Here is a 23,683-nt window from a genome sequence, read left to right as displayed (position 1 = left end):
ATTTTTGACCGTTCTTTATACTGTGTTCCGAGCAGTTAAAAAACACCGTGCGTCCCACGCGAGATGCAACGGATACGGTTAGACGGGGCCAACTGTCTAAGGCCGGATTCGCATGGCGCGATGCGTCAGTCTGTCAGTCTGACGCGCTGTCTTTAGCGTCGTCGCGATCCGGCCAGTAGTTTTCGAAAACACATTCCGCGAGTGGCAGGCGCGTCGCCCAACGCTCGGTTTCGAGCATCGGTTCGGCGTAGAACGCATCGACCTGACCCACGCAGAGAATCGCCACCGGCACCGCGCCGGCGGGCATGTGCAGCAGCGTGCGCACGTCGTCCACGTCGAACAGTGACACCCAGCCCATGCCGAGCCCTTCCGCGCGCGCGGCGAGCCACATATTCTGAATCGCGCAGGCCACCGACGCCAGATCCATTTCCGGCAGCGTGCGTCGGCCGAAAATGTGTTTGTCGCGGCCGTCCATCAACGCGACCACCAGCACTTCGCCGCATTCCAGCATGCCTTCCACTTTCAGCTTCATGAACTCGTCGCGCCGTTTGCCGAGCGCGTCGGCGGTGGCGATCCGTTCCCGCTCGACGGTGGCGTGCAGCGCCTGACGCAACGCCGTGTCGGTGATGCGGGCGATCCGCCACGGCTGCATAAAGCCGACGCTCGGCGCGTGATGCGCGGCGTCGAGCAGACGTTGCAATACCGCCGGCTCGATCGGGCCGGGCACGAAATGCCGCATGTCGCGACGCTCGTGAATTGCGCGGTAGACCGCGTCGCGGTCGGAATCGTTAAAACGCTGTGCCATCGAACAGGGCGGCCGCGAAGGCCGGGTTGGACGGCCAGTAGCCGTGCATATAAGTGGCGACGATCGGCCCGGCGCGATAGACGGCTTCGCCTTCCGGGTTCGATGCGTCGTGAGGACGGGTTGCGCGGCACACCGGGTCGAGCGGCGTGTCGAGCGTCGAATAGTGAAACGTGTGGCCGGTCAGCGCGCCGTGCCGGCCTTCGAGCTGCTGCATGCCTAACGCAGTGAAGCGTTTTTGAAGCGTGGCATGGCCGGGCAGCAGGCCGAGCATCGGCGTGGCGACGCCGGATCGGTCGGTCAGGCCGTCGAGCAGATACAGCATGCCGCCGCATTCGGCGAAGATCGGCCGGCTGGCGTCGGTGTGCGCGCGGATCGCGGCGGCGGTGTTGCGGTTTGCCGCGAGCGTCGCCGCGTGCAGTTCCGGATAGCCGCCCGGCAGATACAGCGCGTCGGCATCAGCGGCGGGTGCTTCGTCCGCGAGCGGCGAAAAATAACTGACGCGCGCGCCGAGTGCGTCGAGCAGGCTCAGGTTCGCCGGATAGATGAACGAGAACGCGGCGTCGCGCGCAATCGCGATATGCAGGTCTCGCAGCAGCGGCGGGTAAGCGTGCGCGCCGGCGTCGGTATCGGTATCGGAATCGGCACTGTGCGGGTCGGCGTCGAATTCGACCGGCGGCGGCAGTTCGGCAAGCGCGGTGTGTTCGAGCGCGTCGGCGGCGCGATCCAGGCGCGCATCCAGATCGTCGACTTCCGACGCCTGATGCAATCCCAGATGGCGCTCAGGCAGTTCGATGCCGTCCGCACTCGCAAGATGGCCGAGCCAGCGCAAATCGTCCGGCAGCGACGTTTTCAGCAGATCTGCATGGCGCGTCGAGCCGACGCGATTGGCGAGCACGCCGTAAAACGGCACGTCCGGACGAAAGCGCGCGAGGCCGAACGCGAGCGCGCCGAAGGTTTGCGCCATCGACTTCGCGGCGATCACCGGCACGACCGGCACGCCGAATCCGGTGGCGAGATCGGCGCTGCTCGGCGTGCCGTCGAACAGGCCCATCACGCCTTCGATCAGGATCAGATCGGCTTCGGCGGCGGCTTGCGCGAGCAACGCGCGGCACGCGGATTCGCCGACCATCCACAGATCGAGCGACAGCACCGGCGCGCCGCTTGCGCGCGCCAGAATCATCGGATCGAGAAAATCCGGGCCGGTCTTGAACACGCGCACGCGCCGGCCTTGCCGCCGATGCAGGCGTGCGAGTCCCGCCGTCACCGTGGTCTTGCCCTGCCCGGATGCGGGCGCGGTGATGAACAGCGCGGGACAACGGCGCACGCTCATGTCAGAACTCCACGCCGCGCTGCGCTTTCACGCCTTGCTCGCGATACGGATGCTTGACGATGCGCATTTCGGTGACGAGATCGGCTGCTTCGATCAATGCGTCGGGCGCATGACGGCCCGTCACGACCACGTGCAGCATCTCCGGGCGCGCATCGAGCACGCCGAGCACTTCGTCGAGCGGCAGATAGTCGTACTTCAGCACCGTGTTCAGTTCGTCGAGGATCACCATCGCGTATTCGCCGCTTTCGATCATCCGGCGCGCTTCGTCCCAGCCTTTGCGCGCGGTCGCGATGTCGGCGTCGCGGTTTTGCGTATTCCACGTGTAGCCGTCGCCCATCGTGACGAAATCGCAGGTTGCGATCGCGCCGAGAAAGTCGCGCTCGGACGTATGCAATGCACCTTTGATGAACTGCACGACGCCCAGTCGCATACCGTGTCCGAGCACGCGTACGGCCATGCCGAATGCAGCGGTGGTCTTGCCTTTGCCGGTGCCGGTGTTGACGATCAGCAGACCCTTTTCGACGGTCGCGCCGGCCTGTTTCTTTTCATGTCCCTCGCGACGGCGTTGCGTCATGCGTTGATGCGATTCGGGATCGGTCTTCATCGAATATCCTGGTGTTGATGCGTGTCTTGATAGGTATGGGCGTGTCCGGCGCCATCGCTCGCGACGTTCGCGATGCGCGCAACCGCCACGGTCACGCGGCCGGTGATCGTCTTTCCGACGATCAGGCTGGCGCCCGGCGCGGCGAGCAATGCGCACGGTTCGCAGACGCCCGCGACGCCCGCATGCTCGCATGCGGCTACGGAATGCGAGAGTCCGGCAATCGGTCCGGACATCAGCGCAGTGATCTGTTCACGGCTGAACGTTCGCAATGGAAAATCGTGGCATGCGCAAAACGCATGCAAGCCGGGTTCGGCGGCTTTTGTGTCGAGCGTGGCGATCGCGAGGACTGCGTCGAGCGAATGCGTGCCGAGCGCGGCACGGACCGCCGCGTCGATTTCGTCCGCCGACACGCCGCGCCTGCAGCCGATCCCGACCACCAGCGTCTTCACGGTGCCGCCACGACGGCGCTTGCTGGCGTCGCCAGCGTCGCCACCGCGCCGATCACGACGATCGACGGCGAACCGAGCCCGAGCCGGTCCACTTCGTCGGCGAAACCGTGCAGCGGCGCGAGCGCGTGACGCTGCTCGGGGCGCGTCGCGGATTCGATTGCGGCGCATGGGGTATCCGGCGCCATGCCGGCGTTCAGTAGCGCGGCCGTGATGTCATGCAGACGACGCATGCCCATGTAAATCACCAGCGTCATGCGGGTTGCGACCAGCGTGGTCCAGTCGGGCTCGGCGCTGCCCGCGCCGTGGCCGGTGACGAACACCACGCCTTGCGCATGGTCGCGATGCGTGACGGGAATGCCGATCGCAGCGGGCGCGGCGATGCCGGCCGTAATGCCGTTGACGATGTCCACCTGAACGCCGACCGCCTGCAACGCCTGCTGTTCTTCGCCGCCGCGTCCGAACACGAACGGATCGCCGCCCTTGAGTCGCGCGACGCTGCGTCCTGCGTTTATATGTTCGAGCATCATCGCGACGATGCCTGCCTGCGGCGTCGACGGATGACCGCCGCGTTTGCCGACGTAGACGATCTGCGCGTCGTTGCGCGCGAACTGGAGCACGTCGGGATTGACGAGGTCGTCGACGAGAATAACGTCGGCTTGTGCCAGCGCGCGGGTTGCCTTCAGCGTCATCAGTTCGACGTCGCCGGGGCCCGCGCCGATCAGCCATGCGCGCGTCATGCGAAGGCCCGTCGCGTAGACGTCGTGGTAGAAGCGGCCAGCGAACGGATGCATGAACGCAGCACGAGGGTCGACGTGCCGGTGCAGTAGATAAAGAGTTGGGTCATGCGTGAATCATACAGAGCGCGCGATGCGCTGAATAACTGCATGCGCGAACGCGCGTGCGGGCACCAGATGCGCGCATACGATAGCACACGCGATACCGGAAACGCCGCACTGGCGGGCCTTTTGCTTACGATGCGCTTTCTTGACGTTGACGGCGCGCGGGCCTAAACTCGCACGCACTTTGGTGCTCGCGTGCGCGCTCGTTTCGCACGCGGTTAAACGGGAAACAGGGTGTCGTTCCAGCTTGAACGGCTCAACCTGTGCTGCCCCCGCAACGGAAGGCAAAGGCATTGCGCGAGCAATGCGGAGCCGGCTTCAAGGCGTGCGCATCGTGACGCGCGCCTTACATCCACTGTGCGCGGCAACGCGCGCGGGAAGGTGAAGCGGCGCTTTTGCCAGCCCGGATACCGGCCAGATACATGTGATGAACGCCGCGGGGATGCGGTGTTGATCGTTCACCTCATTCTTCAGCCGTTTCGCGCACGGGTTGCTGCAGTCACACATCCGGCACCCGACGCAACGGCTTGCGCGCCGTTCGAACGGCGTACCACGGAGTAGCGATGCAGACCCAACAGATGCGCAAGATTCCCGTGACCATCGTCACCGGCTTTCTCGGTAGCGGCAAGACCACGCTGCTGCGGCACATTCTTCAGCATGCGGGCGGCAAGCGCATTGCGGTGATCGTCAACGAGTTCGGCGAGCTCGGCATCGACGGCGAAATCCTGAAAGGCTGCGGGATCGGGTGCGACGACGAAGGCAACGAAACCGAAGGCGCACTGTACGAACTCGCGAACGGCTGTCTGTGTTGCACCGTGCAGGAAGAGTTTTTCCCGGTGATGGAAAAGCTGGTCGAACGTCGCGACCAGATCGATCACGTGCTGATCGAAACCTCGGGTCTCGCGCTACCCAAACCGCTGGTGCAGGCATTCAACTGGCCGTCCATCAAGAACAGCTTCACGGTCGATGCCGTTGTCACGGTCGTCGATGGTCCGGCAGCGGCAAGCGGCCAGTTCGCGGCTAACCCGGGCGCGGTCGATGCGCAACGTCGCGCCGATCCGAATCTCGATCACGAATCGCCGCTGCATGAACTGTTCGAAGATCAGTTGTCGGCGGCGGATCTGGTGATCCTGAACAAGACCGATCTGCTCGACGACGTGCAACAGGCCGCGGTCGAAACGCTGATTCGCGAAGAAATTCCGGCACACGTGAAGGTCGTGCGCGCGCAGGCGGGTCGCCTGGACCTGCATGCGCTGCTCGGTCTCGAAGCGGCGTCGGAGACCACGATTCACCTGCGTCACGATCATCACGGCTCGGCCGACGACGCCGATCATCATCACGACGAGTTCGATTCGGTCATCGTCGAGACTCAGGCGACCTCGCGCGAAGCGGTGATCGCCGCGTTGCAATCGCTGGTCGAAACCAGCACGATCTATCGCGTGAAGGGTTTTGCCGCGCTGCCGGGCGCGCCGATGCGTCTGGTGATTCAAGGGGTCGGGCGTCGTTTCGACAGCTATTTCGACCGCCGCTGGCAAGCGGGCGAAGCGAACGTCAGCCGCTTCGTGCTGATCGGCGAAGACCTCGATCAGCACGCGTTGCAACAGGCGTTCGACGCGGCGCTGGCCGCGCCCGCCGTCGCGCGCACCGAAGCGCAACAGGCGTAACCCGGATGCATTCTGCTGCGCACGACACCCGGCGGTTTCGTCGACGATACCGCCGGCGTGATCCGGATCGATCAGCGGCCCGCTGAGATCGTCGTGCTCAGTTCGGCTGATACGACGCTGTCGCTGCTCGCGAGCGTCGTGGCGAGGCTCGGAGAGGGCTTCCCGAGCGTCCGGCTCGCCAACGTTACGTATCTGCGTCAACCGGCGTCCGTCGACTTCTACCTCGACGACGTGCTGCAGCATGCACGCGTGGTGATCGTCGATCATCTCGGCGGCGAAGCGTACTGGCCGTATGGCATCGAACAGGTCGTCGCACTGGCCGGGCGCAAAAACCAGACGCTCGCGATGTTCTCCGGCGATCTTCAGGAAGACCCGAACCTGCTCGCGCGCAGCACGGCCGACGCTGCGTTGTGCCATCAGCTATGGCGTTATCTGCGCGAAGGCGGCCCGCAAAACGCCGAAAATTTCCTGCGATGCGCGGCGCATCGCGCGCTCGGTTGGGGCGACGAACCGGCGCCGCCGCGTACCTTGCCCGCCGCGGCGCTCTATCATCCGCAGCACGACGTACCGACTATCGCCGACTGGCAGGCGCGCTGGCACGCCGACGCGCCGGTCGTCGCGATCCTGTTCTACAAGGCGCATCTGCAGGCAGCCAATACGGCCGTCTTCGATGCGTTGATCGACGCACTCGATGCAGAAGGATTGAATCCGCTGCCGCTCGCGATTACCTCGCTGAAAGACGCGGTGAGCCGCGACGTGCTCGACCGGTTGTGCGCGCAACATAACGTCGCGCTGGTGCTGAATACCACTGCATTTGCCGCCTCCGCGATCGACGATCCGGCGCCGCTCGCGCTGGCCGGCGACGCGCCGGTGATGCAGGTGATCCTCAGCGGCGGCAATCGCGACGACTGGCAGAAAGACAATCACGGCCTCAACTCGCGCGACATCGCGATGCATATCGCGTTGCCCGAAGTGGACGGCCGCATCGTCACGCGCGCGATCAGTTTCAAGGGGCTCGCGTACCGCTGTCCGCATACCGAGGTGGACGTGGTGCGCTATCAGCCGGATCACGAGCGCGTTGCGTTTCTCGCGGCGTTGAGCCGTCGTTGGTGCACGCTGCGCACGCGTCCGAACGCGGACAAAAAGCTTGCGCTGATCCTCGCGAACTATCCGATGAGCGAAGGGCGCATCGGTAATGGCGTGGGGCTGGATACGCCGGCATCGGTGGTCGGCATTTTGCAGATGTTGCGCGACGAGGGTTATCGCGTTGCCGATCTGCCCGAAGACGGCGATGCGTTGCTGCGATTGCTCACGCAAGGCGTGACGAACGATCCGGTCGTGCGCGATTTGCGTCCCGCGTTGCAAAGCCTGTCGCTCGACGATTATCTGCGTCACTTCACGCAGCTTCCCGCCGATGCGCGCGACGCGTTGAACGCGCGCTGGGGCACGCCGGAACAGGACCCGACGCTGCGTCGCGGCCGTTTCGTGATTGCGGGCTGGCGATGCGGCAATGTATTCGTCGGAATACAGCCGTCGCGTTCACGCGAACAGGGCGATTACGCGAGTTATCACGACGCCGATCTGGTGCCGCCGCATGCGTATCTCGCGTTCTACTTCTGGCTGCGTGACGCATACGGAATCGATGCGGTCGTGCATGTCGGCAAGCATGGCAATCTCGAATGGCTGCCGGGCAAAAGCGTCGCGTTGAGCGACGCGTGCTGGCCCGACATGATTCTCGGGCCGATGCCGCATCTTTATCCGTTCATCGTCAACGATCCCGGCGAAGGCAGCCAGGCGAAGCGGCGCGCACAGGCGGTGATCATCGATCATCTGATGCCGCCGCTCACGCGCGCGGAAAGCTATGGCCCGTTGCAGGATCTCGAACGCCAGGTGGACGAATACTATGAAGCGCTGATGGTGGATCCGCGCCGCGCAAGACTGTTGCGCCGGACGATTCTCGCCACCATTGTCGATCACAAACTGCACGACGAACTCAGCGTCGACGCACCGAGCGGGCAGGATGCGGAAGACGCATTGCTGACGCGCGTCGATGCGTGGCTATGCGAGCTCAAGGAAGCGCAGATCCGCGATGGCCTGCATACGTTCGGTCGATCGCCGCAAGGCGTGCAGCGGCGCGATACCTTGCTCGCGCTCGGTCGTTTTCCGGTGGGCGATGGTCAGGGCGCCAAAGCGGGTTTGATCGATGCACTCGCCAAAGACTTCGGGATCGATCATTTTTTCGATCCGTTGACGGTCGATTGGGCCGCGCCGTGGAGCGGTCCGCGTCCCATGCGTTTAGCGCATGTCAGCGATGCGCCGTGGCGTCATACCGGAGACACCCGCGAGCGGCTCGAATTGCTGGCCGCGCAGTTGCTCGAACAGGTCTGCGATGACGTACACGCATGCGAGCATGCGAACGATGAATGCGCGGCGGCGTTGCCGCATGCGCATCGTGTGATCGAACGTTTGCGGCAGGATGTGTTGCCGCGTCTGGACGCATGCGGTCCGCAGGAATTACAGAACCTGAAGCGCGGTCTCGACGGGCGTTTCGTGCCGCCGGGCCCGAGCGGCGCGCCGTCGCGCGGGCGTCCCGACGTGTTGCCGACCGGCCGCAATTTCTATTCGGTCGATACCCGCGCCGTGCCGACACAAGCGGCGTGGTCGCTCGGTTTAAAGTCGGCGCAGCAACTGATCGAACGCCACTTGCAGGAGCATGGCGATTATCCGCGCGCGATCGGCCTGTCGGTATGGGGCACGGCGACCATGCGCACCGGCGGCGACGATATTGCGCAGGCGCTCGCGTTGCTCGGCGTCAGGCCGAAATGGGCGGCGGGCAGTCATCGCGTGACCGATTTCGAAATCATGCCGATCGAAGCCTTCGACCGGCCGCGAATCGACGTGACGCTGCGGGTGTCCGGCTTCTTTCGCGATGCATTCGCCAATGTCATGCATCTGTTCGACGCGGCGGTTCAAGCCGTCGCTGAACTCGACGAACCGGAAGATCTGAACCCGATCCGCGCTCGCGTGATGCGCGAACGCGACGCGCTGGTCGCGAGCGGCATGGACGCGGCCGAAGCGCGTCGGCGGGCGGGCTGGCGCGTGTTCAGCGCGCGTCCGGGCTCGTATGGCGCAGGGTTGCAGGACATGATCGACTCGCGGCAATGGCAGACCGACGCCGACCTCGCGAACGCGTATCAGGCGTGGGGCGGCTATGCATACACGCAGAAAAGCAGCGGCGAAGCCGCACATTCCGCGTTCGGCGCACGGCTTGCGTCGATGGATGTGGTGCTTCAGAACCAGGACAATCGCGAGCACGACGTGCTCGATTCGAACGATTACTACCAGTTTCAGGGCGGCATGGTCGCGGCGGTGCGGCACCTCGCGGGCGCGCAGCCGCATGTGTATCACGCGGACCATAGCAACCCCGCCGCGCCGCGCGTGCGAACCTTGACCGAGGAAATTGCGCGCGTGATCCGTTCGCGCGTGGTCAATCCGAAATGGCTCGACGGCGTGAAGCGTCACGGCTACAAAGGCGCGGCGGAAATCGCGGCGACCGTCGATTACCTGTACGGCTACGATGCGACCGCACGCGTGATCGCCGATCATCAATACGCGCTCGTGACCGATGCCTACCTGAACGACGCCGACACGCGTGCGTTTATCGAGCGTCACAATCCGCATGCGCTGCACGGGATCTGCGAGCGTCTGCTCGAAGCGATGCAGCGCGGTTTGTGGCAGGCGCCGGGCGCGTATCGCGCGCAAGTCGAACAGCATCTGCTCGCCAGCGAGCAGCATATCGAAGGAACCCGAACATGAATGCAGCGGCGCAGCGGCCGGCGTTTCCGTTTGCCGCGCTGGTTGGTCAGCAGGCGTTGCAGCAGGCGTTGTTGCTTGCGGCGATCGATCCCGGTCTTGGCGGCGTACTCGTCACCGGTCCGCGCGGCACGGCGAAATCCACCAGTGCGCGAGCGCTCGCGGAGTTGCTGCCGGAAGGCCAGCTCGTCACGTTGCCGCTCGGCGCGAGCGAAGACCGTCTGATCGGCACGCTGGATATCGAAACCGTGTTGCGCGACGGTTCCGTGCGTTTTTCGCCTGGATTGCTGGCGAGAGCGCATCAGGGCGTGCTCTACGTGGACGAGGTAAACCTTCTGCCCGACGCGCTGGTCGATGCGTTGCTCGATGCCGCCGCGAGCGGGGTGAATACCGTCGAGCGCGACGGCATTTCGCATAGCCACGACGCGCGTTTCGTGCTGATCGGCACGATGAATCCGGAAGAAGGCGAACTGCGTCCGCAACTGATCGACCGCTTCGGTCTGATGGTCGAACTCGACAACTGTTTCGATCCGGCCGTGCGTCAGCAGATCGTCAAGGCGCGACTCGCGTTCGATCTCGATCCGCATGCGTTTCGCGCATCGTGCGCGGCGCAGCAGGCCGGGTTTGTCGAGCGGATTCGTGCGGCGCGGGCGGTGCTGGCTGGTCTCGCATTCAGCGATGCGTTACACGCATACGTCAGTCAGCGCTGTATCGAGGCGGCCGTAGACGGGTTGCGCGCCGATCTCGTGATGCTGCGCGCGGCGCGCGCGCTGGCCGCGCTCGAAGCGGCGGAGTCGGTGACGACCGCGCATGTCGACCGGATCGCCGATGCGGTGTTGCTGCATCGACGGCACGAGCGCAGCGAGTCCGATGCGCAGCAGCAACCGCAAGCGCAAACGCGCCAGCAGCCGCAAGCAGGTGCGCAGCAAGAACCGCGAGACGACACCAACACCCGCGCATCGGAAGACGGCAATTACGGCTATCTGCCACCCGAGCCTACCGGCATTACGTCGGTCAAAGGCGTGATTCCGCTGAATCCAAAAAAACGCTAGGCCATCGGAACGACGCCGCCGCTGACGCGCTCAGCGGTTTTCGATGGCGCGACAGGGCGCAAATAGTAACGACGTCACCGCGTGCGCATGCTGGCATGCGCGCCACGCATGCGAAACCGCAAGCCATGCGTGGGAATCATGCAGGCGCGGCACGCATCGCGTGGCCCGCGACGTTGATCGCCCGACGTCAGCATCCGCTGCGTGCCGATCACCTGCGCTTTCTGCCGAAGACATCGCAACGCAGCACGATGCACTGCTTCCTGCTGGATTGCTCGGGATCGATGCTGAGCGGCCAGCGTCTCGCCGATGCCAAGGGTTTGCTGGTCGCGCTGTTCGATCGCGCGAGCGCGGACCGTGCGGAGGCGGCGCTGATCTGTTTCGGCGGTACGGGCAGCGATCTGCGTTTCGGACCGGCGGTGCCACGCTGGTGGAACGAGCGCTGGCTGCGCCCGGTAGGTGGAGGTGGCGGTACGCCGCTCGCGTCCGGTGTGCGGCACGCGTCGGCATTGCTGTCACAAGCCGCGCGGCGGCGACCGGCACAGCAACGCTGGTTATGGATTCTGACCGACGGCCGCAGTCGCGACATGCCGATCCGGCCGGATCACGCCGACCGGATCGTATTCGTCGATTTCGAAAGCGGCGCAGTGCGCCTGGGACGCTGTGAAGCGCTGGCGGCCGCGTGGGACGCGGCGTGGCTCAAGCCGCAAGACCTGCTGGTCTAGCGGGTCGGATTCGACCAGTACTGCACGTCGTCCTGCCGGTCGAAAACGAATACCTTCAGCGCCATCTGCTGCACGGTATCGAGCTGGTCGAACTCCATACCGTGCATCGTCAGACCGTCCGGCGTGGCCGGGCGCTGCACGTTACGCACGATTGCCGTGGTCTCGACATGGGAACCCGGCGCGGGCGATTTCAGACCGAACGACACGCGGACCCGGTCACCGACCTGGCCGAGCGGCAGTGGTGCCGACAACGAAATACCCAATGCGCTGATACCCGTCGCCAACGCGACGCCGTCGTAGCTGTCGCCGGTCACGCCAAGGCCATAACGCACTGCGAGGCGGGTGCGCACGCGAATCGACTTGCGCTCGCGCAAGCGGCGTATCACACCAGGCCTGGACAGCACGACGTAATCGAAGGGCAACTGGCAGACCGCATCGACCGTGCAGACGAAGCGGAATACAGCCTGGCTCGCAATCGCGACGATCTCGACATTCTCGCCGGGCGCGAGCGGAACGGGCCGGCCGGACGTCATCGGCGGGGTGATGAAGATCGATTCGTTCGGCGCAAAACCGATGATCCGGCAAGGCTGCATCGGCGTGCCGCCGCCTACCTGCGAGCGCAGTCCAAGCAACCCGCCGATCGCGAGATGCATGTCCTTGACCGTCAGCGGCACCGTCGAGTCGGGCTTTGCCGCTTGGTTGTCGGCCGACGCGGGACTCGCGCCGGCGTCTTCCAGGTCGTCGCCGCGAATCGGTTTGAACGTGTCGAACAGGAAGCGACGTTCGGCGTCGTTGAGCAGGATAGCGCCGCGATCGTAGAGCAACGCGTGGTCGCTCGCGTCTGCGATGGGCCATTCGAGCGGCGTGCCGGTCGGCACCATGTCGACACTCAAGATTTGAGGTGCGGCTTCGCGGGACGCTTCAGTCGTGGTTTCCATTGGCTCTCAGACTATTTGATGTTTTTTGTCGGTCACTTTGACGCGTGATCTCAACGCGTCGCGTCATTGTGACCCGAAATTACTTTTTCGGCACCTGTCTGCCGATACCGCTTTTAACTCAAGGTTACAGGGCTTGGGAATTGCTCGACTCCGTGGAAGTACCGGCAAGCATGTCGCGTCCGACATCGGCCAGAACAACCAGAACGGAGCGTATCGTGATCGGTGTCATCATTCCGGCCCACAACGAAGCGGGCAGCATCGCGCGCTGCGTGAGTTCAGCGCTGGCTGCGGCGCGTCATCAGGACCTTGCCGGCGAAGCAGTGAAGGTGATCGTCGTACTCGACAGTTGCAGCGACGACACGGGCGCGATCGCGACGGCGTTGGGTGCCGATGTCATCGAAATTACACATCGCAATGTCGGGTTTGCGCGTGCCGAGGGCGCGCGTTGTGCGCTCGACGCGGGCGCGCGATGGCTCGCCTTCACCGATGCAGATACCGTCGTGCCGGCCGACTGGCTGGTGTGTCAGCTCGCGTGCGACGCGGAAGCGGTCTGCGGTGTGATCAGCGTGGACGACTGGACCGGACACAGCGAGCGGGTGCGCGAGGATTTCTTGCAAACCTATCGCGATGCGGACGGGCACCGGCATATTCACGGCGCGAACCTCGGCGTGTCGGCGGCCGCTTATTTGCGCGTGAATGGTTTTCGCGCACTCGATTCGAACGAAGACGTAGCGCTGGTCGAAGCATTGATCGCGGACGGTGCGACGATTGCATGGACCGCGTCCACGCGTGTCGTGACGAGCGCGCGACTCGACTCGCGCGCACCGCGCGGATTCGGTGCGACCTTGCGTGAAGTGGGGCGACGTCTTGCGTCGCCGGACTGGTCGCCGCTCAACGCGGTGGGTGAACTCGACTAGTCCGGCGCAGGGGAATGGCGACTCGCCATGTTCGAACGTGCTAGCGGCTTACCGGCGAACGCGCTATATCAAGCGCGTAAGCGGGTCGGCGGATCAGTCGTGGCGAGTGCTTGAGTCTGAGTAGTATGTAGCTTTAGTGCAGTGAAGGCGGGCGATTCAATGCCACGAGAAAAGTACTGAAGTTTTGCGACCACGGATTGTAGTCGGCGAGATCGTGAACCAGCGTGTGCAGCAGTTCGGGCGCCATATCGCGCTCGAATTCATTGGCATCGGCCAGTTCGATGCGCGACACGAGGTCTTCATCGACGATCACGACGAGATCGCGCGGATAACCCGAGCGTGCGGAATGCTTCGGTTGCAGATGACGAATGCAGAATTCCCGCTCTGCCAGACGCGTAATCGAGCTATGCGGAAGAAGGGCAGACAGTAGGGCGCTAATGCGACTGGCAAAGTTATCCATTTTTTCTGAGTCCATGAAAACGGGTTTGGAAAGTCGCCTGCTCAGCTGCGAGACTGAGGCGCAACATCGTGTCGCATTTCCCGATTCGCCCAACGGACAGACAGAAGCGGGAAAAGCGTTACGCTGCAGTGCGCAATGAAAATAGCATGAAGCGTGCCTAACCGGCCAACATAAAGCGTAACTGTCTGGAAGGATTTGTCAGCATAGGTTTCAGGCGCTCATCGCAAAGCGCGAATATCGCTGTATGACCGGGATTGGGGCGGAAACTGCATGCTGCGCGCGTATGTTTTACGCGGACGGCGAAACCGTGCATGCGAAACGGGCATTCAGGCCGCGCCAACTCACGTCCACGGAACATGAACGCCGTCGATACTGCGATCGAGTTGATACGCAGCGCTGATAAGTGCCAGATGGGTAAGCGCTTGCGGAAAGTTGCCGAGGGGTTCGCCGTCGATTGCGACTTCTTCGGAAAACAGGCCCAGATGATTCGCATGCGCGATCATCTTCTCGAACACGAGCCGGCCTTCGTCGATGCGGCCGGCGCGCGCCAATGCCTCCGCATACCAGAACGAACACGCGCTAAAGCCCCCTTCCACGCCGGGCAAACCGTCGAGATTATCGCCGCGCGTATAGCGGAAAATCAGCGGGTCGACGCTGAGTTCGCGGCCGATCGCGTCGAGTGTCGACACCCAGCGCGGATCGGTCGAGCTGATAAAGCGGACTAGCGGCATCATCAATATCGACGCGTCGAGTGCGTCGGATTCCGGCGTCTGCACGAATGATTTTCGCGCGCTATTCCAGAAGTTTTCGTGAATGTCGCGATGAATCGCATCACGGGTTTCGAACCACGTCTTAAGCGGCGCGGGCAGCGAGCGCTTGTCCGCGAGTCGCAGCGCACGATCGACGGTAACCCAGCACATCAGACGCGAATGCAGCAGCGGGCGCTGGCCATTGCGAAATTCCCAGATGCCGTGATCCGGTTCCTGCCAGTGATCGACGACATAGTTGACGATGCGCGTCACGTTGCACCAGCCGTCGTATGAAATCGCGCGACCATACTTGTTGAACAGATACGCTGCATCGAGCAGCGCGCCGTAGACATCGAGTTGAATCTGGTCGCGTGCGCCATTGCCTCGCCGCGCGCGATTCTTGTCACGCTTGTCGAGCAATGCGTCGAGATCCGCTTCCTCGGGCGCGGGTTCGCCATCCACCGTGTACATCGCGCGCAACGCGCCATCCGATGCGCAATCGCGATTGCGCGCGCCGATCCATCGCATGAAGTGCGCGGCCTCGCCGGTATAGCCCAGTCGCAATAGCGCATAGACCGAAAACGCCGCATCGCGAATCCATGTAAAACGATAATCCCACCGACGTGTGCCGTTTTGACTCTCGGGCAAGCCGAATGTCGCGGCCGCAACGATCGCGCCGTGCTCGCGTGAACTGAGTAGTTTCAGCGTCAATGCCGAACGCATGACGATCTCGCGATAGCGGCCGCGATAGGTCGAGCGCACGGACCAGGTACGCCAGAATGCAGTCGTATCGGCGAGCATCGTGTCGAAATCGAACGTGTAGTTGTCGAGCGTGCGCGCATCGCCCAAAACGAAACACGCCGTCTCGCCCTGGTTGAGTTCGAACTGCGCGCGCGCGTCGTCGTGGTGAAGCGACAGTGGTACCGATGCTTTGAGCGCCAGCATGTCGACCGTCGGCGCAGTGCTGTCCGGGTTGTCGTCCGATGCATCGTCTATCGTGAATTCGGCCGTGTGTCCGGTATCGCCGAGTCGCGCCCGATGACCGCGTTGTGCATAGTCGAAACGTGGCGCGCAATCGAGCGATATCGTCATCGTGCCGTAGACCATCCGTACCATGCGGATCAGGCAATTCGGCGCGGCATCGGCAGTGCGGGGGCCGTCGTCGGTGACGGGCATCAGGTCGATGAGTTCGCACACGCCTTCGTCCGACATGAAACGTGTCAACAGTACATTGGTTTCCGGCAGATACATCTGCTTGATGTTCGTCGCTGCCGTGTGCGGCGCGATCGAAAAATGGCCACCGCGCGCAGGGTCGAGCAACGCAGCGAAGACGGTCGGCGAATCGACGCGCGGATAGCACATGAAATCCACCGATCCACTCAGCGACACCAGTGCCGTGGTTTCCATATTGCCCACCACACCCTGTTCGCCGAACGTAACGTGTGGCTTCGAGCGCGCCGCGCGCCGCTCAGCCATTGTCTTCAAAGCCCGGATACAGCGTCATGCCGCCATCGACGAACAACGTGGTGCCGGTCACGTAATCGCTTTCGTCGGAGGCGAGCCAGACGGCCGCCTTGCCGATATCGTCGGGCTCGCCGACGCGTCCATACGGAATCAGTTTCAGAAGGCGCTGCAGCGCTTCCGGCGACTCCCACGCGTCCTTGTTGATGGGCGTCTTGATCGCGCCGGGCGCGATGCTGTTCACGCGTATGCGTTGCGGCGCGACCTCTTGTGCGAGAGTCTGCATCATCATCTGCACGCCGCCTTTCGAGGCCGCATAGTTGATATGACCGGCCCACGGGATGACCTGATGAACCGAACTCATGCAGATGATCTTGCCCAGTGCTTTGGACACGGGCCGCGCGCCACGTCGCAGGAATTCGCGGACCGCCGCCTGGGCCGTCAGGAACTGGCCGGTCAGGTTTACGTTGAGTACCGCATTCCAGTCACGCAATGTCATTTCGACGAATGACGCGTCCTTTTGCAAACCCGAATTTGCAACCACGATATCCACGGTGCCGAACCGCGTGCGACACGCTTCGAAAAGCGCATCCACCTGCTGTGGATCGGAGACGTCCGCCTTGACGGCGATGGCCGCGCCACCCGCACGGATGATTTCCGCGGCGAGCGCTTCGGCCGGTTCTGGTTGCGAGTAGTAGTTGATGACAACGGATGCACCCGCTTCGGCGAGCGATGTCGCAACGCCGAAGCCGATGCCCGAACTCGCGCCCGTGATCAGCGCGACCTGGTTTTCAAGGAGTTTTTGCATGGGACTCGATTGGAAAGTGAAAGGCCAGGCCGCGCAATGCGATCACAGTCGCGAAGTGCGCTAGACGATGCCCATCACCAGCAACACGATGACAATGATCAGAACAAGACCGAGACCGCCGCTTGGGCCATATCCCCACGAACGGCTATGAGGCCAGGACGGAAAAGCGCCGATCAGAAGAAGAATCAGCACAATCAGCAGAATAGTTCCCAACATATAGACCTCCCGGTTTAAGTAAGACGACCGGATAGGCTCTCCGGTCGCCACGCGCCGTTTGCAGCTCACGCACTGCGTGAAGTCTGCGACGGCCGGCGACGATAAACCTGTGTCAGCAATACGTATGCCCGCACGCACGCGTTGTTTATCGTGCGGTGCAGCAGCCTCCGATGTGCGCTGCAGCGCGCACTTTTCGGCGGACGGGTAGACTTGACGATCAGTTGTCGGCAGTTATCGCGGTCGATCCGCAAGCACTCATCGGAGGATGTTCGATGGAATACAGGCATTTGGGCGCGTCGGGTTTCAAGGTTCCGGCACTGAGTTTCGGTACTGGCACGTTCGGCGGTAAGGGCGAGTTTTTTCAGGCGTGGGGCCAGACGGATGTCGCCGAAGCGCGTCGTCTGATCGACATCTGTATGGATGCAGGCGTCACGATGTTCGACACGGCCGATATCTACTCGGGCGGTGCGTCGGAGTCGGTGCTGGGCGAAGCGCTTAAGGGCAAGCGCGACAAGGCGATCATTTCCACTAAAGCGACATTCCGGTTCGACGACTCGCCGAACAATGTTGGCTCATCGCGTTTCCATCTGATTCAGGCAGTCGATGCAGCGCTCAAGCGCTTGCAAACCGACTACATCGATCTCTTTCAATTGCATGGCTTCGACGCGAAAACGCCCGTCGCCGAAGTACTGTCCACACTCGACGATCTGGTGCGCGCGGGCAAAATCCGCTATACGGGCGTGTCGAATTTCTCCGGCTGGCATCTGATGAAATCGCAGGATGTCGCCGACCGCTATGGCTATCCGCGCTACGTTGCGAATCAGACTTACTACTCGCTCGTGGGGCGTGACTATGAGTCGGAGTTGATGCCGCTTGGAATCGATCAGGGCGTCGGTGCCGTGGTGTGGAGTCCGCTAGGCTGGGGACGTCTGACCGGCAAGATCAAGCGCGGTCAAGCGTTGCCTGCGTCGAGCCGTTTGCATAAAACCGCGGATCAAGGGCCGCCGGTACCTGAAGAGTACTTGTACCGCGTGCTGGATGCGATCGAGGAAGTGGCGGCGGAGACGGGCAAGAGCGTGCCGCAAATTGCATTGAACTGGGTGCTGCAACGCCCGACGGTATCGACCGTACTGATTGGCGCTCGCAACGAAGAACAGTTGCGTCAGAATCTCGGCGCGGTGGGCTGGAATCTGACTGCGGAGCAGGTCGCGAAACTGGATGCCGCGAGTGCAGTGCGCCCCGCGTATCCGTATTGGCATCAGGAAGGATTTGCGGAGCGCAATCCTTCTCCGGTTTAGTGGGTTAGTGGCTTAGTCGTTTAGGCAGCTCAAGCAGTTCAAGCGGTTCTTTAAAGGAGAGAGGGGCGTGGCCCCTCTCTCTGTCTATTTTTCCATCGACACCTGATACTTCCCAAGACTCGCTTCACTATTCAGTTGAGCGCGCTTGAGCAATGCCTGTTGCGCCGCTTCGACGTTCTCGTCTTTTCCTTTCCACGCAGTCAAAGGCGGTTCCTGAAGTGCGCGGCCATATGAAAAGGTCAAGCCCCAAGGTAGCGGCCCGAGCCGGTTCATCGCATCGAGATTGAGTGTCGCTTCTTCAGGCGTTTGTCCGCCCGACAGAAACACGATACCCGGCACGGCTGCCGGCACAGCGCGTTTAAGCACTTGCACGGTGTGCGCTGCGACGGCGGCGGTGGCGGCGACTGGTTTGCTGTCAGTGCCGGACAACACCATGTTCGGTTTGAGCAGCATATGTTCGAGCGTCACGCGATGACGATGCAGCGCGCCGAATACCTCGTGCAGCACTTCCGCCGTGACCTGCGCGCAGCGCTCTATCGTGTGCGCACCATCCATCAGTACTTCAGGCTCGACGATCGGCACGATACCGGCCTGCTGACAGATCGCCGCGTAACGTGCCAAAGCGTGCGCATTCGCTTCCATCGCGAAGGCGCTGGGTAAGGTCGCGGTGATGTTGTAGACGGCGCGCCACTTCGCAAATCGCGCACCCTGTTTCTTGTAGCCGTCGAGTCGCGCTGCCAGCCCGTCGAGCCCTTCGGTGATTTCGTCGCCAGGCGCAAGCGCGAGTGCGGTTTTGCCGAGATCGACCTTGATTCCCGGCACGATGCCCGCGCTGGCCGCGAGTTCGGGCAAAGGCGTACCGTTGTCCGCTTTCTGACCCAAGGTTTCTTCATAGAGGATCACGCCGCTGATAAACGCCCCGAGTCCCGGCGTCGATAGCAGCATCGTCCGGTATCGGCGGTGATTCTCTTCCGTCGAGTCGAGTCCGATGGTCTTGAAGCGTTTGGCGATGGTCGGGCCGCTTTCGTCTGCGGCAAGCAGCCCTTTGCCGGGTTGGACCATCGCATCGACTGTGGCTTGAAGTTCGCTTTGGGTGCTCATGAACGTATCCTCGTTGATGTAGCCGACAGGCAACCGGCCAGCGGTCCCAACCAGGCGGACCGCGCCGCGCCGTATTACTCGCCGATCAGATGAAGCACGATATCGCGCGCCGACGGATGCCGGCGGTGTTCGAACAGATACAGACCTTGCCACGTGCCGAGCACCATCCGGCCATGTTCGACCGGCACCGACAACTGCACCTGAGTCAATGCCGTGCGCAGATGCGCAGGCATATCGTCGGGGCCTTCGGTGTCGTGCTCGTAACGGCCGGGGGCTTCGGGGGCGATGGTGTCGAAATACGCTTCGAGGTCGCGACGCACCGAAGGATCGGCATTCTCCTGAATCAGCAGCGAAGCCGACGTGTGCCTGCAAAACAGCGTCAGCAGGCCGGTGCGGATCCGCGTCTCGCTGACGAATGCGCGTGCGTCATGCGTGAACTCGGTCAACCCGCGCGTGCGGGTTTCGATTGTCAGTGTGTGGATGGCTTGTCGCATTGCCTGTCCGGACGTGTGCTGGCCGGCGATCAATGCGAGCCCGCGCGTGCGAGCGCGGCGAAACCTTCGTCCACCTCGGACGCACTACCCGGACGCACCACACGCGCGACCTCGGCGCCGTCGCGGATGAAAATCAGCGTGGGCCAAAGCTTGACCTTGAAAGAACGACCAAGCGGGCGGCCCGGGCCATCTTCGATCTTCAGATGACGGACGTCGCCGTGCGGTGCGAACGCTTCACCGATCGACGCTTGCGCGCCCTGGCAGTAGCCGCACCAGTCGGTGCCGAATTCGAGTACCGCGGTCCCGGCGAAAGCGTCGACTTCCGCGCGGCTCGGTGCGGTGGTCGAATAGGCGGCGGGAGATTTCATGGCTGCTCCATTGTCGTGTTGGAATTGCAGGCGATGCAGCAAACTGGATGCCGTCAACGGGCAACGTGCCAACTATGACCTGCTTCTTTCCGCAGACGTTCAATGTACCCAAAAGCGCCGCGCAGTGCAGAGACGGTGCCACGCATGGCTTGGCATGCTCGCATGCGTTAGCCGCATGCGAGCATTCGCGTCGGTGGTTACAGGCCAGCGGTTGCTACACCGTTCAGGTATCCATCGACCGCGATCGCGACGCGGGCTCGCAACGCAGCCGCATCGGTCTCGCGACGTTCACCGGCCATGTCGAGAATGCCGCGCACCAGCGCGAGCACGTCGAATGCGGCCGTTTGCCGATCGACGATTGCAGGCCCATCCGGCAATGCCAGCACCGTAACGACTGCTTCCTGTAAGACTTCGCCGACGCGCCGGTTGTGCTCGCCCACCGGCAGCCGCCGCTCCTCGAAGTCGAGAATCCGCGCGAGATCCGGCCGACGCATCTGATGCGCGACGGCTGCGTCGATCAATAACGCGAGCGCGTCCGCACAACGGATGCTCTGCGCGGCAAGGTCAGCCTGCGCGAGCAGCGCGCCGGTCTCGCGTTCGATCAGCGCGGCGGTCAATGCGTCGCGATTCGGGAAGTACTGATACAGCGAGCCGATGCTGACGCCCGCTCGCGCGGCGATCGCATTGGTGGTGTATCCGGCGAGTCCGTCGGCTTCCAGAATGCGAGCGGCGGCCTCGACGATCGCGTCGACCGTGGCGGCGGATCGCCGCTGGGCCGGCGCTTTACGGGGTTCCAGGCCTTCGGCGGGTGGCTTTTTTTTCATCACGGGAAAGCGAGTAGTGAACGCGAGTGTTTGCTCATATTCTATCTGTTCTTCTATCCGCTTCATCAATTCGACAGGACAGACCTGGCCATGAGCAATACGCATGCGAGCATCGATCACCCCTCGACCCGCGCAAACGTCGCCAACCCGCCCATTTATAACGACGACACCACGGTGATGACCGTGTTCATGCTCGTCAAAACCCGCGAAGCATGGTTGCAGATGCATTCAGGCGAGCGCGCGCAGCAACTACATACGCATCTCGCGCCGCTTCTCAGGCAATACGCAGGACGCGTACGGCTGCGTTTTTTCGACACCGAGTTTTACTCGGCGCGCGTCACCGATGTGTGGATGTGGGATATCCAGGATCGCGGCGCGTACGAGGAAGTGGTGGAAGCACTGCGTGACACACCGTTCTGGGACCGACTGTTCGATATCGTCGAAATCCTGCCGGGCGCTGAAAATGCCGATGCGAAGCGGTATCTAGGCGAGGCGATGATCGGCTAATACGAACCGCGTGCCCGTGCCCGTGCGGAGATATAGCCAGACAAAAAAAGCGGCGCACCACATGACATGGTGCGCCGTTGGAGATCGCATCGACGAAAAATCTTCGCGTCACTGCCTGTCGATAACCGGCAGTGCTTAACCGCTTGCGAGTTTCTTGAAGTCGGCGACGGACTCCGTATAGCTGCCGCTCTGGCCGTTCGACGTCACGGTAATCTGGACCGTGCTCGCGTCTTGCGCCGTGATCGTTTCGGTCGCGTCGCTCGTCGTCAACTGGATCGTGCCGGCTTGCAGATCGCCGTCGCTGAGCGTAACCGGCGTCGGCGTGGACACGTTGAAGGCCATCGTCGCGTCGGTGATCTGGATATTGATCGCGCCGCTGGTGGACAGCGTGTCCGACGACGGGTTGCCGTTCTGATGCGTGCGCGAATACTGAAGCGACGTGATCGTGATGTTGCCGGAGATCGTGCTCGACGTGGACAGCGTCTGCGTGCGGTCGAGCGTAACGGTCGGCGCGCTGGCGGTCGTCGTTGTGACGCCGGTGGCGGCATCGTAGCTCATCGTGAACGTGACCGTGCCATTGACCACGGTTTTTGCGGTGTCCGTGGTCAGCGTCAGCGCATTCGCGGTTTCGACGGCCGTGTAAGACCAGTCCGCCGAATTCTTGCCGACCACGCCTTGCACCGATTGAACCTGAACCGTCACCGATCCGCTAATCAAACTGCCGCTTGAAACGCCCGGCGCTTTCACCTGGCCCACGCACTGATTGAACGTCACCGTCGCGGTTTCACCCGTCTGCATGCCGAGCAGACCGGCGTTTTGCGCGATCACGTCGACCGAGCCGCTGGTCGGGCACGCGACGTCGGCCGACGGTGCGCCTGCCGTGATCTGACTGACGATCGATTGCGAGACCGACGTGTAGATTGCCGCGACACCCGGGCCCGACAACATGCCGAATGCAGCCGCATAGCGCGCGACGTGCTCGCTCTGCACCGCGGACGACAACTTCAGCACGCTGCTGCTGGCCGCCGCGCTCGAACCGCTGCTGCCGCCACCACCGCCGCCGCAGGCGCTCAGAAGCGCGGAGGCCGCGACGATTGCGCCAATCGCGATTGAACGGGATGTCTGATACAGGGACATAACTTCTCCAGAATATTCTCGTCGTGCACACGGCACGGCTTCATGCGCGAAGTGCATATCGCACTCCTGGGAGATCCGTACTTCGGTCCGCCGTGTGTGCGCATCGACGCGCTCGGGCCGGATCAATGACAGCGATTATCCGGTCGGCTCAGGCGGCTCAATTCGTCGAAAAGCCCTTTAAAAACGGTCTAATCCGCTGCAATAAACCGGCCGGTACGTTTTGCCGGAAAGAGTTACGCGGCATTTGTACCGATTGGTGAGTCCGCCGGGTCGTAGACGCAAACTGAGGCGAAAAGAGGGCGCTGTTCACCTCATTGAACGCATGTTCGAAACCGTAGAGTCTGTTCATCGCGGGTGGGTATCCAGCCCGGTTACAGATACGGAGAAGGGGTAGTGAACAAGATCATCGGTGCTGCGGGGGTCGCAGCGGTCGCAATGCTTGCAACGGGCGTGCAGGCGCAGGAAATCTATATTCATGGCGGCACGCTGGGTGCCGGCATCGGCGCGGCGCTGCCGGTCACGACGTGGGCGGGCGTCCACGCCGAAATCGAAGGCTTCGGTTTTTCGCATTCCGTGAACGTCAACGACAACCAGTACGACGGCCATTTGAGCCTCAAGCAGGGCGGCCTGTATCTCGATCTGTTTCCGTTCGCGTCGAGCAGCTTCCGCGTGACGGCCGGGGCATTGATCAACGACGACGAACTGAGCGCGCATGCGGTTCCGAATGCGCAAGGCAACTACAAGATCGGTGACGACTACGTGCCGGCGGTCGGTGCTGCGCCTTCGGCGAAAGTGAAACTGCCGACGGTGATGCCGTACCTCGGGCTCGGCTTCGGTCACAAGCCGGTCTCGAAGGGTTTCGGCGTGACGTTCGATATCGGCGTCGCGTACGGCCGTCCGCGCACTACGTATAGCGTGCCGGAGATTTACACCGCGTTCACGTCGGCGCAAAACATCGCGGAACAGGAACAGAAGATCAGCGACAAGGTCGAGCGCTACAAGCTTTATCCGGTTTTGCAACTCGGCGTCACGTATCGCTTCTGACGTCTTTCTGCATACCATACGATTCGCTCAAGTATTTCTTACTGACGGCCGTTAGTGCTGGGTAACGTGACGCTTCCAGCGAT

Annotated in this window: 23 protein-coding genes and 1 riboswitch; of the genes, 8 read left to right on the top strand and 15 right to left on the bottom strand. The window is 62.7% G+C overall.

Annotation, left to right across the window (positions count from 1 at the left end; translation table 11 throughout):
- Positions 1-133: 133 nt before the first annotated feature.
- Genes bluB through cobA form a run of 5 tightly spaced genes read right to left on the bottom strand, consistent with a single transcriptional unit; the run spans position 134 to position 3,925 of the window.
- A complete protein-coding gene (gene bluB, locus PW947_RS19050) occupies positions 134-805 on the bottom strand; it encodes a 5,6-dimethylbenzimidazole synthase (protein WP_299633913.1) in 672 nt (223 codons plus the stop codon).
- Positions 789-2,129 carry a cobyrinate a,c-diamide synthase gene (locus PW947_RS19045; protein WP_299634070.1) on the bottom strand — a complete coding sequence of 447 codons (1,341 nt, stop codon included), beginning with the start codon at positions 2,127-2,129 and terminating at the stop codon, positions 789-791. Before PW947_RS19045 ends, bluB begins: the two co-directional genes overlap by 17 nt.
- 7 nt (positions 2,130-2,136) lie before the next feature.
- A complete protein-coding gene (gene cobO, locus PW947_RS19040) occupies positions 2,137-2,739 on the bottom strand; it encodes a cob(I)yrinic acid a,c-diamide adenosyltransferase (RefSeq protein WP_299633912.1) in 603 nt (200 codons plus the stop codon).
- The gene (locus PW947_RS19035; protein WP_299633911.1) at positions 2,736-3,188 is read right to left on the bottom strand and encodes a cobalamin biosynthesis protein; all 453 of its coding nucleotides are present in this window, start codon (positions 3,186-3,188) and stop codon (positions 2,736-2,738) included. The genes cobO and PW947_RS19035 overlap by 4 nt, the downstream gene beginning before the upstream one ends.
- The gene (gene cobA / locus PW947_RS19030; RefSeq protein WP_299634069.1) at positions 3,185-3,925 is read right to left on the bottom strand and encodes a uroporphyrinogen-III C-methyltransferase; all 741 of its coding nucleotides are present in this window, start codon (positions 3,923-3,925) and stop codon (positions 3,185-3,187) included. The genes PW947_RS19035 and cobA overlap by 4 nt, the downstream gene beginning before the upstream one ends.
- Before the next feature lie 270 nt (positions 3,926-4,195).
- A riboswitch (cobalamin riboswitch) is annotated at positions 4,196-4,461 on the top strand.
- Between the two features lie 129 nt (positions 4,462-4,590).
- Between cobA and cobW the strand changes: the two genes are divergently transcribed.
- The 4 genes from cobW (at position 4,591) to PW947_RS19010 (ending at position 11,278) form a co-directional block, all read left to right on the top strand.
- Positions 4,591-5,691 (top strand): cobalamin biosynthesis protein CobW, encoded by a 1,101-nt coding sequence (gene cobW / locus PW947_RS19025; RefSeq protein ID WP_299633910.1) that lies wholly within the window; start codon positions 4,591-4,593, stop codon positions 5,689-5,691.
- 9 nt (positions 5,692-5,700) lie between these two features.
- Complete coding sequence (gene cobN / locus PW947_RS19020; protein WP_299634068.1) at positions 5,701-9,507, top strand: cobaltochelatase subunit CobN; 3,807 nt, start codon at positions 5,701-5,703, stop codon at positions 9,505-9,507.
- Positions 9,504-10,556: an ATP-binding protein gene (locus PW947_RS19015; RefSeq protein WP_299633909.1), complete on the top strand. Its 1,053-nt coding sequence runs from the start codon at positions 9,504-9,506 to the stop codon at positions 10,554-10,556. Before cobN ends, PW947_RS19015 begins: the two co-directional genes overlap by 4 nt.
- Positions 10,557-10,681: 125 nt before the next feature.
- Complete coding sequence (locus PW947_RS19010) at positions 10,682-11,278, top strand: VWA domain-containing protein (RefSeq protein WP_299633908.1); 597 nt, start codon at positions 10,682-10,684, stop codon at positions 11,276-11,278.
- Here the strand turns inward: PW947_RS19010 and PW947_RS19005 are convergent.
- A complete protein-coding gene (locus PW947_RS19005) occupies positions 11,275-12,216 on the bottom strand; it encodes a flagellar brake protein (protein ID WP_299633907.1) in 942 nt (313 codons plus the stop codon). The genes PW947_RS19010 and PW947_RS19005 overlap by 4 nt on opposite strands.
- Positions 12,217-12,431: 215 nt before the next feature.
- Here PW947_RS19005 and PW947_RS19000 point away from each other — a divergent pair, with 215 nt between their 5' ends.
- Entirely contained in the window at positions 12,432-13,133 is a 702-nt protein-coding gene (locus PW947_RS19000) for a glycosyltransferase (protein WP_299633906.1), read from the top strand.
- A gap of 133 nt (positions 13,134-13,266) precedes the next feature.
- Here the strand turns inward: PW947_RS19000 and PW947_RS18995 are convergent, their stop codons facing one another.
- From PW947_RS18995 to PW947_RS18980, 4 genes are all read right to left on the bottom strand, one after another.
- Positions 13,267-13,593 (bottom strand): hypothetical protein, encoded by a 327-nt coding sequence (locus PW947_RS18995; RefSeq protein WP_299633905.1) that lies wholly within the window; start codon positions 13,591-13,593, stop codon positions 13,267-13,269.
- Positions 13,594-13,934: 341 nt separating this feature from the next.
- Entirely contained in the window at positions 13,935-15,818 is a 1,884-nt protein-coding gene (locus tag PW947_RS18990; RefSeq protein ID WP_299634067.1) for a glycoside hydrolase family 15 protein, read from the bottom strand.
- Positions 15,811-16,611, bottom strand: coding sequence for an SDR family oxidoreductase (locus tag PW947_RS18985; RefSeq protein WP_299633904.1), 801 nt, complete (start codon positions 16,609-16,611; stop codon positions 15,811-15,813). The genes PW947_RS18990 and PW947_RS18985 overlap by 8 nt, the downstream gene beginning before the upstream one ends.
- Positions 16,612-16,671: 60 nt before the next feature.
- On the bottom strand, positions 16,672-16,827 hold the full coding sequence (locus PW947_RS18980) for a DUF3309 family protein (protein ID WP_299633903.1): 156 nt from the start codon (positions 16,825-16,827) through the stop codon (positions 16,672-16,674).
- Between the two features lie 272 nt (positions 16,828-17,099).
- Here PW947_RS18980 and PW947_RS18975 point away from each other — a divergent pair, with 272 nt between their 5' ends.
- Positions 17,100-18,125: an aldo/keto reductase gene (locus PW947_RS18975; protein ID WP_299633902.1), complete on the top strand. Its 1,026-nt coding sequence runs from the start codon at positions 17,100-17,102 to the stop codon at positions 18,123-18,125.
- Positions 18,126-18,209: 84 nt separating this feature from the next.
- Here PW947_RS18975 and PW947_RS18970 read toward each other — a convergent pair whose 3' ends face one another.
- From PW947_RS18970 to PW947_RS18955, 4 genes are all read right to left on the bottom strand, one after another.
- Positions 18,210-19,226, bottom strand: coding sequence for a class I fructose-bisphosphate aldolase (locus PW947_RS18970; RefSeq protein ID WP_299633901.1), 1,017 nt, complete (start codon positions 19,224-19,226; stop codon positions 18,210-18,212).
- 74 nt (positions 19,227-19,300) lie between these two features.
- Positions 19,301-19,720, bottom strand: coding sequence for a secondary thiamine-phosphate synthase enzyme YjbQ (locus tag PW947_RS18965; protein WP_299633900.1), 420 nt, complete (start codon positions 19,718-19,720; stop codon positions 19,301-19,303).
- Between the two features lie 29 nt (positions 19,721-19,749).
- Complete coding sequence (locus tag PW947_RS18960; RefSeq protein WP_299633899.1) at positions 19,750-20,088, bottom strand: thioredoxin family protein; 339 nt, start codon at positions 20,086-20,088, stop codon at positions 19,750-19,752.
- Positions 20,089-20,285: 197 nt separating this feature from the next.
- Positions 20,286-20,912 carry a TetR/AcrR family transcriptional regulator gene (locus tag PW947_RS18955; RefSeq protein ID WP_299633898.1) on the bottom strand — a complete coding sequence of 209 codons (627 nt, stop codon included), beginning with the start codon at positions 20,910-20,912 and terminating at the stop codon, positions 20,286-20,288.
- Positions 20,913-21,002: 90 nt separating this feature from the next.
- On the opposite strand from PW947_RS18955, the gene PW947_RS18950 reads away from it, so the two are divergent.
- On the top strand, positions 21,003-21,419 hold the full coding sequence (locus tag PW947_RS18950; protein WP_299633897.1) for a darcynin family protein: 417 nt from the start codon (positions 21,003-21,005) through the stop codon (positions 21,417-21,419).
- Positions 21,420-21,554: 135 nt separating this feature from the next.
- Here the strand turns inward: PW947_RS18950 and PW947_RS18945 are convergent, their stop codons facing one another.
- A complete protein-coding gene (locus tag PW947_RS18945; RefSeq protein WP_299633896.1) occupies positions 21,555-22,556 on the bottom strand; it encodes a hypothetical protein in 1,002 nt (333 codons plus the stop codon).
- A gap of 435 nt (positions 22,557-22,991) precedes the next feature.
- Between PW947_RS18945 and PW947_RS18940 the strand changes: the two genes are divergently transcribed.
- Positions 22,992-23,600: a hypothetical protein gene (locus tag PW947_RS18940; protein WP_299634066.1), complete on the top strand. Its 609-nt coding sequence runs from the start codon at positions 22,992-22,994 to the stop codon at positions 23,598-23,600.
- Positions 23,601-23,683: the final 83 nt, after the last annotated feature.

It is taken from the genome of Paraburkholderia sp. (assembly GCF_028283785.1).
In the GTDB taxonomy this organism is placed as follows: domain Bacteria; phylum Pseudomonadota; class Gammaproteobacteria; order Burkholderiales; family Burkholderiaceae; genus Paraburkholderia.
Note: the sequence above shows the minus strand (reverse complement) of the source record. Positions and strands in the feature narration are given on the sequence as shown.

Coding starts and splice junctions, on each gene's coding strand:
- bluB (WP_299633913.1), bottom strand. CDS start 805: ATGGCACAGCGTTTTAACGATTCCGACCGCGACGCGGTCTACCGCGCA.
- cobO (WP_299633912.1), bottom strand. CDS start 2,739: ATGAAGACCGATCCCGAATCGCATCAACGCATGACGCAACGCCGTCGC.
- cobA (WP_299634069.1), bottom strand. CDS start 3,925: ATGACGCGCGCATGGCTGATCGGCGCGGGCCCCGGCGACGTCGAACTG.
- cobW (WP_299633910.1), top strand. CDS start 4,591: ATGCAGACCCAACAGATGCGCAAGATTCCCGTGACCATCGTCACCGGC.
- PW947_RS19015 (WP_299633909.1), top strand. CDS start 9,504: ATGAATGCAGCGGCGCAGCGGCCGGCGTTTCCGTTTGCCGCGCTGGTT.
- PW947_RS19010 (WP_299633908.1), top strand. CDS start 10,682: ATGCGTGGGAATCATGCAGGCGCGGCACGCATCGCGTGGCCCGCGACG.
- PW947_RS19005 (WP_299633907.1), bottom strand. CDS start 12,216: ATGGAAACCACGACTGAAGCGTCCCGCGAAGCCGCACCTCAAATCTTG.
- PW947_RS18995 (WP_299633905.1), bottom strand. CDS start 13,593: ATGGATAACTTTGCCAGTCGCATTAGCGCCCTACTGTCTGCCCTTCTT.
- PW947_RS18990 (WP_299634067.1), bottom strand. CDS start 15,818: ATGGCTGAGCGGCGCGCGGCGCGCTCGAAGCCACACGTTACGTTCGGC.
- PW947_RS18985 (WP_299633904.1), bottom strand. CDS start 16,611: ATGCAAAAACTCCTTGAAAACCAGGTCGCGCTGATCACGGGCGCGAGT.
- PW947_RS18980 (WP_299633903.1), bottom strand. CDS start 16,827: ATGTTGGGAACTATTCTGCTGATTGTGCTGATTCTTCTTCTGATCGGC.
- PW947_RS18975 (WP_299633902.1), top strand. CDS start 17,100: ATGGAATACAGGCATTTGGGCGCGTCGGGTTTCAAGGTTCCGGCACTG.
- PW947_RS18970 (WP_299633901.1), bottom strand. CDS start 19,226: ATGAGCACCCAAAGCGAACTTCAAGCCACAGTCGATGCGATGGTCCAA.
- PW947_RS18965 (WP_299633900.1), bottom strand. CDS start 19,720: ATGCGACAAGCCATCCACACACTGACAATCGAAACCCGCACGCGCGGG.
- PW947_RS18960 (WP_299633899.1), bottom strand. CDS start 20,088: ATGAAATCTCCCGCCGCCTATTCGACCACCGCACCGAGCCGCGCGGAA.
- PW947_RS18955 (WP_299633898.1), bottom strand. CDS start 20,912: ATGAAAAAAAAGCCACCCGCCGAAGGCCTGGAACCCCGTAAAGCGCCG.
- PW947_RS18950 (WP_299633897.1), top strand. CDS start 21,003: ATGAGCAATACGCATGCGAGCATCGATCACCCCTCGACCCGCGCAAAC.
- PW947_RS18945 (WP_299633896.1), bottom strand. CDS start 22,556: ATGTCCCTGTATCAGACATCCCGTTCAATCGCGATTGGCGCAATCGTC.
- PW947_RS18940 (WP_299634066.1), top strand. CDS start 22,992: ATGCTTGCAACGGGCGTGCAGGCGCAGGAAATCTATATTCATGGCGGC.